A 5,871-nucleotide genomic window follows, 5' to 3' on the forward strand; every position below is an offset into this window, starting at 1 on the left:
ACTCAAAATCCAGTTCCCGTTGAGGGAGTGTGGGTTCGACCCCCACCGGAGGCATTCTTTTTCAAACATTCAGCTAAACTAAAGAGTTGCTCAACGCTTGCGATTGTAAGCGTTGAGCTTCTTTTTTATACATCAAGAGTAAGCAATCCATATTCAATACGTCTAGGTATGGTCTCTACCCCTATATTAATAGAAGGCCTTTTATATGGAGAAAAGTATTATTGCGCCAGTTTTCAGAAATGATCCAACGTCGGTCAATAAACTGGCCTTCTCACCGCATTCAGCTGCTAGTATTTTGGCAACTAAAATAGTTTAAATGTAGTGTGCTATGCTCATTGATTGGCACGAACCAGAACACTTTGATATCAGAAATCTAGTTCTTTTAAGCTAATTCCATCTACCAGATCCTGGTGTTCAACAGTTATGTATTATTATGGCCAGACGCCTACTAATTATGTAAATACTACTCCATTACTCAATAACAACGTGTCAAGGTTAGGACAAATACGTTAGCAAGTTTATGTAGCCACGGTATTTGTACTGTTCATTAATAACCAAAATAAGCAGTTCTCATTGGTTACAAGTAAATATGATCAAATTATCATACGTTATTTAAAGAAATAAATTTTATCCCTTGATAAGGAATGACTCTTGATGAATAATAGCAAATAGCCGAATAAAGAACTGAAATGCAATGATAGCAAGCTTCAAAAATTTTGTCGTTTGCGAAAAAAGCCTTTTCAGATTCCCAGATCGTTGAATAAATATATTGGTGAATTTCCCACTACATATAGTGTTCAAAATGTCAATACTTTCTATGGATAGTATTTTGCGCTATGATAGGCACCGTTAACTTGAGAGGTGGAATTTGTATGAAGGTACAAATAATTAATGAAAAAGACTTAAATAACCTGACCGACTTAAAGGTTGTTAAACGTGATGGAACAGTAACTGATTTTTATGCTTACAAGCTTGAGCTGGTATTAAAGGAACTGCATGCTGATGAAACAACACGGCAGACAGTTGCCTTGACCATCTTTGATGCATTGAGCAACGAGTCTTCAGTCGAGGCTTCCCGGATTGCGGACTTGTTTGTAGCGGGCCTTAAGAAAGCTGGTCACCCGGAGCTGGCTAAGATTTATCAAGACTACCGGCAACGTGATGCGGAAGCTTTTGCTGAAGCAACGAATCCGCAGCACAAGCTGGAACAACTCTTCGACCGGAATTCACGGGTTGTGCACGAGAATGCCAACAAGGATAGCAAGGTCTTCAACACTCAGCGGGACCTTGAGGCCGGGGTCGTTAGCCGGGCCTTGGGGTTGCGGATGCTTCCTGGCATCGTTGCCAAAGCGCACCTGCGTGGTGACATTCATTGGCACGATCTGGACTACTCACCAGTTACCCCAGAAACCAACTGCTGTTTGATTGACTTTGACGAAATGTTCAAGCACGGTTTCAAGATCGGTAACGCTTGGGTCTCCTCACCGCGTTCAATTCAGACCGCTACGGCCCAGATGTCACAGATCATCGCCAACGTTGCTTCCCTGCAGTATGGTGGCTGTTCAGCTAACCGGATTGATCAATTGCTGGAACCCTACGCCAAGCTGAATTACGAGAAGCACATGAAGGATGCCGAGAAGTGGATTGCTCCGGACAAGCGTGAAGACTTTGCCCGGGCCAAGACCAAGAAGGATATCTATGATGCCATGCAGGCGCTGGAATATGAGATCAACACGCTGTACTCCAGCCAGGGACAAACTCCGTTCACGACCATTAACTTCGGCTTGGGAACCAGCTGGATTGCCCGGGAGATCCAACGGGCAATTCTCCAGATCCGGATCAAGGGACTGGGAAAGGAACACCGGACCGCGATCTTCCCTAAGTTGATCTTTACCCTCAAGCGGGGGCTGAACCTCGACCCTGGTGATCCAAACTATGATATCAAGCAATTAGCCCTGGAATGTTCCACTAAGCGGATGTACCCCGATCTTTTGATGTATGACAAGATCAAGGAGATCACGGGGAGCTTCAAGACCCCAATGGGTTGCCGTTCCTTCCTGCAAGGCTGGACAGACCCTGAAACCGGCAAGGAGGTTAATTCTGGCCGGATGAACCTGGGGGTAGTGACCGTCAACCTGCCACGGATTGCCCTGGAAGCCCACGGTGACAAGCAGCTTTTCTGGCAGATCTTCAAGGAAAAGATGCACATCTGCAAGATCGCCCTGGATTACCGGATCAAGCGGACCAAGGAAGCTAAGCCGGAGAATGCACCGTTGCTTTACATGTATGGGGCATTCGGCAAGCGGCTGAAGAAGACCGACAGCGTTGATGAAGTCTTCAAGAATAGTCGGGCCACGGTTTCCCTTGGTTACATCGGTCTTTACGAGGTCTGCACGACCTTTTACGGACCAAACTGGGAACACAATAAGGAAGCGCATGATTTTGCCGTTTCAATCACCAAAGCCATGCATGATCTCTGTGCCAAATGGGAAGACGAGGAAGGCTACCACTTCAGTCTCTACTCCACGCCAGCAGAATCACTAACGGATACCTTCTGCCAAGATGATATCAAGAAGTTTGGCCGGATTGAAAACATCACGGACAAGGAATACTACACGAACAGTTTCCACTATGATGTTCGTAAGCACCCAACCCCGTTTGAGAAGCTCTCCTTTGAAGAGGACTTCCCTTACCAGGCAGCCGGTGGGTTTATTCACTACTGTGAGTACCCGAACCTGCGGCAAAACCCGAAGGCCTTAGAGGCGGTTTGGGACTGGGCTTATGATCACGTTGGTTACCTCGGCACTAATACCGCCATTGACCAGTGCTTCAAGTGCGGCTTCAAGGGTGAATTTGAGGCCACTGCACAGGGCTTCAAGTGCCCACAATGCGGCAACCATGATCCAGCCACCTGTGATGTCGTCAAGCGGACCTGCGGCTACCTCGGCAATCCCCAACAGCGGCCAATGGTTCACGGTCGGCATGAGGAAATCATTCACCGGGTTAAGCACATGAATCCCGGGATGATCGCCAATGCGGCGGAATTCGAGAAGAACCGGCAGCTGGATGCTAAGGCGCACGCCAACATTACCGGTGACCAAATTTAATGATGAGAGGGACCGTCACCACGGCGGTCCCTTTTTATATAGGAGGAAGAGAAATGCCAAAAGAACAAGCAACCCGATTGCCTAAGAATCCGCAACCCAAGGAATGGCTGGCGAAGGATCATTCCCTGCAATACATTGCGGATTACAAGCCCTTTAACTTTGTTGACGGGGAGGGGGTCCGGTGCAGTATCTACGTCAGCGGCTGCCTTTTTAACTGCCCCGGCTGCTACAATAAGGCGGCGCAGAATTTTCACTATGGCCAGCCCTACACTCAGGAACTGGAAGACCAGATCATGGAAGATCTCTCTCAAAGCTACGTCCAAGGTTTGACGCTGCTGGGCGGGGAACCCTTCTTAAACACCCAGGTATGTTTGAAGCTGGTGCACCGTTTGCGTAAGGAATTTGGTCACAGTAAAGACATCTGGAGCTGGTCCGGCTATACCTGGGAAGAGCTACAAAAAGAGTCGGCAGATAAACTGGAGCTGTTGCACAACCTGGATATCTTGGTCGACGGTCGTTTCTTACTAGCCAAGAAAGACCTGACCCTTCAGTTCCGGGGAAGCTCTAACCAGCGGATTATCGATGTTCCTAAATCCCTGGCCGCCGGTAAGGTCGTCATCTGGGACAAGCTTGTTCATTAAGGAGACGATCATGGCAGGATTAGATAGTGCGATTTGGCAACAAGAACCTGGCTGGTTGCAAAAAAAGCGCCAACTGGCAACCATTCTGCAGGCCCGTTTTCCTAAGCAGGATGGTCAGGACGAGTGGCTAGGCGCCTGGGAAGGTGAACGGTATCAATCAGGCGAGTCAACGGGATTAATCAACCACAACGGTGATTATATCGCTCGACCACTCAGTCAAGCAGTTACTGAATACTCTGAGATATTACAGGAAAACTTGATGGAGAAGGCAATCTCCTGGCAGGATGGTCAGCTGAACGCTGCGCACCTATCCAGGATCGATGGCGGGCAGTTCATTTATGTGCCGGATCAGACGACGGTGACGGTCCCGATCGAATTAGCGCCGACTCTGGTCGGGGAAAACCCCCACAATGTGATTATTGTGGGGGCTGGCAGTCGGGTAACGATCCAGGAAACCGCGCAAATGACAAATCTAGGAGCGGTGTATGCCGGCAGCGAGCTCCTGGTTGGGGCCGGAGCCGTGGTGACCTACCGGCAAGCTAATCGTTTTGAGGGTGAACGAGCCCTGCAGGCCGTCCACGTTTACCAGGCGCAGGGGTCACGGGTCCAGCTCGCGTACGGGCAGGACAGTGCGACTGATGTTTCCACCAGTCTGTACAGCTTCCTGGATGGTCGCCAGACAAGCTGGCGAGCTGACGTTGTCATAAGGGGGGCGGCGGGAACTCGCCAAAAACTTCGCCCCGTGCTTGACGGCTATGGGCAGGGGACCACTGGCCGCTTGTATGTATGGGGCCAATCAGCGACGCTGGCAGACCTTCAATTCGACCAGCTCAAGACAGGCTCTGGTGAACCGCTGGATATCAAGGAAAAGGTGCAGCGCCTGACTCCTGAAGACTCCCTTTTTGACCAGCTTCCGGCCGCCAGCTGGCTAAAAAATAAGTTAGCGCATGCCTAAAGTATGTTACGGATTTATTACAAAAAGAGCAATTTTCGTGAAAAAGGAAGCCAATTTAACCATTTAAAGAGTTAAATTGACTTCTTTTTTGTTGCTTATATTACAAATATATAGACAAATAGCCGTTAAGTTGAAAGCCCGCCATGACGACGATTACCGCTAAAACGTCAGTGAATATTACGAGAATTGTTACAAGTTATTACGTTAATTTGGGAATTTGTTATTCCTGAGTAACTCGCCTGTAATTTACGTGGTGTATAGTATAAACCGTTGATTGATATGAGCAATCAACAACCTAACTAAGATAATAAAAAAATTAAAACAAATAGAACTAAAAAAGGATGGGATTGAATCTCTATGAAGTTATCTAAGAACATCGCTAAAATTACTGCCGCTGTCGCTGGTGCCGTTGCGCTGGGAACCATTGCAACTGCTACTACTGCCAACGCTGACTCAATTTACACGGTGCAAAGTGGTGATACTTTATCAGGAATCTCCTACAAGTTTGGCCATGACTTGAGCTTCGTTGATACGCTGGCTTCTACTAACCAAATTGCCAACAAGGATCTGATCTACGTTGGTCAAAAGCTGGTCATTAAGGACAACGGTGAAGTTGCTCCGGCTACCCAAGCCCAAGTTGCTACCCTGCCAAGTGCAACTCCAGCATCCGCATCTGCTGCTGACACTTCCGCTGCTACCCAAAGCGCTGCTAGTCAGGCAACTGACACTGCTAGCCAAGCTACTAGTGCTACTAGTCAAGCAGCCGACCAAGCAGTAGCTACTACTACGCAATCATCACAAGCTGCTGCTTCAGCTCAACCAACCTACACTTACACGGCAGCTACCCAAGCACAAACCGCTGCCGCAACTAACACTAATACTAATACTACTAGCTACAGTTCCAGTGTATCTGGCAACGATGCTGCCGCTAAGGCTTGGATTGCCGCTCGTGAATCTGGTGGTAGCTACACTGCTACCAATGGTCAATACGTTGGTAAGTACCAACTTTCCGCATCTTACCTGAACGGTGACTACTCCGCTGCTAACCAGGAACGGGTTGCTGATCAATACGTTGCCAGTCGTTACGGTTCTTGGTCTGCTGCCCAGGCCTTCTGGCAATCACATGGTTGGTACTAAAATCAACTTTAATCATTAAATTTCGAGGATC

The 5,871-nt window shown here is 48.2% G+C and carries 4 protein-coding genes; all 4 read left to right on the forward strand.

The window, feature by feature from the left end; translation table 11 throughout:
• Positions 1-872: 872 nt before the first annotated feature.
• The 4 genes from nrdD (at position 873) to ACI31J_RS07105 (ending at position 5,840) form a co-directional block, all read left to right on the forward strand.
• Positions 873-3,107 carry an anaerobic ribonucleoside-triphosphate reductase gene (nrdD, locus tag ACI31J_RS07090; RefSeq protein WP_439773724.1) on the forward strand — a complete coding sequence of 745 codons (2,235 nt, stop codon included), beginning with the start codon at positions 873-875 and terminating at the stop codon, positions 3,105-3,107.
• A 53-nt stretch (positions 3,108-3,160) separates the two neighbouring features.
• On the forward strand, positions 3,161-3,748 hold the full coding sequence (nrdG, locus tag ACI31J_RS07095) for an anaerobic ribonucleoside-triphosphate reductase activating protein (RefSeq protein ID WP_439773725.1): 588 nt from the start codon (positions 3,161-3,163) through the stop codon (positions 3,746-3,748).
• Between the two features lie 10 nt (positions 3,749-3,758).
• Complete coding sequence (locus ACI31J_RS07100; protein ID WP_439773726.1) at positions 3,759-4,703, forward strand: SufD family Fe-S cluster assembly protein; 945 nt, start codon at positions 3,759-3,761, stop codon at positions 4,701-4,703.
• 357 nt (positions 4,704-5,060) lie between these two features.
• A complete protein-coding gene (locus ACI31J_RS07105; RefSeq protein WP_439773727.1) occupies positions 5,061-5,840 on the forward strand; it encodes a LysM peptidoglycan-binding domain-containing protein in 780 nt (259 codons plus the stop codon).
• Positions 5,841-5,871: the final 31 nt, after the last annotated feature.

The sequence above is a fragment of the Limosilactobacillus sp. genome (genome assembly GCF_051873075.1).
Taxonomy (GTDB): Bacteria; Bacillota; Bacilli; order Lactobacillales; family Lactobacillaceae; genus Limosilactobacillus.

Excerpts from the sequence above, each read along its gene's own strand:
- nrdD (WP_439773724.1), top strand. The coding sequence starts at position 873 with ATGAAGGTACAAATAATTAATGAAAAAGACTTAAATAACCTGACCGAC.
- nrdG (WP_439773725.1), top strand. The coding sequence starts at position 3,161 with ATGCCAAAAGAACAAGCAACCCGATTGCCTAAGAATCCGCAACCCAAG.
- ACI31J_RS07100 (WP_439773726.1), top strand. The coding sequence starts at position 3,759 with ATGGCAGGATTAGATAGTGCGATTTGGCAACAAGAACCTGGCTGGTTG.
- ACI31J_RS07105 (WP_439773727.1), top strand. The coding sequence starts at position 5,061 with ATGAAGTTATCTAAGAACATCGCTAAAATTACTGCCGCTGTCGCTGGT.